The sequence below is a fragment of the Pseudoalteromonas sp. SG45-5 genome, assembly GCF_014164085.1.
Lineage (GTDB): Bacteria > Pseudomonadota > Gammaproteobacteria > Enterobacterales > Alteromonadaceae > Pseudoalteromonas > Pseudoalteromonas aliena.
Map to the genome: position 1 here is coordinate 1 of NZ_JACJEM010000134.1, position 788 is coordinate 788.

Below are 788 nucleotides of genomic sequence, written 5' to 3' on the forward strand. Positions count from 1 at the left end.
CTTGTTCAATGAGTGTATTCATGACTTACCTCCAAATATGGGATAACCCCAAGGTAAGTGTGGCTCAAATGGTCAGAATAGGATCTCCGCGTAGCGGCTTAGTTCAACAATTTTATAGTGCGCTCATCGCGCATATATCTGCCAATGTCACGCTCATGTATTCAATAATTCTTTTTTAACAAATAACTTAACACATTGCTATATATAATTTTTTATTAGCACTCAAACTCTCAATAAAAGACAAAATGCGCTCGTCGCTCATTTTCTTGAATATGGGTGCAGCACAACTGAACTGTATATAAATACAGTATTATTAATGGTAATATGAAAACACGTTCTCCATTTTTAAATTATATAGCCGATTATATGTTGGTACGTCAGTATTCATTACGCACCGTAGATACTTACCTAAGATGGATTGCATCTTATATCCATTTTCATAATAAACGCCATCCTGCCTCAATGGGGGACAATGAAGTCGAACGCTACTTAGAACATTTAGTGTTAAAGCAAAACGTTGCACCACGTACGCAAGCTACCGCACTCAATTCATTGTCATTTTTATACAAGCACATAATAAAAAAAGAACTCTCATTAAATTTAAATTTTGCCCGTAGTAAAAAACAAGCAAAGCTCCCTGTAGTGATGACCCCAGAGGAAGTTAAAATGTTGATGGCTCATTTAAATAAGCGCTATTATTTAATTGCAGCCCTTATGTATGGAAGTGGCTTAAGAGTAATGGAAGCGGTGCAATTAAGGGTGAAAGATATTGATTTTGATTATAAATG

At 35.5% G+C, this 788-nt stretch carries 1 protein-coding gene; it reads left to right on the forward strand.

Going from position 1 to position 788, the window contains the following annotated elements; translation table 11 throughout:
- Positions 1-324: 324 nt before the first annotated feature.
- Positions 325-788, forward strand: a 464-nt coding sequence (locus H5119_RS19965) for a phage integrase N-terminal SAM-like domain-containing protein (protein ID WP_182703475.1), incomplete at its 3' end; no start/stop codon positions are given.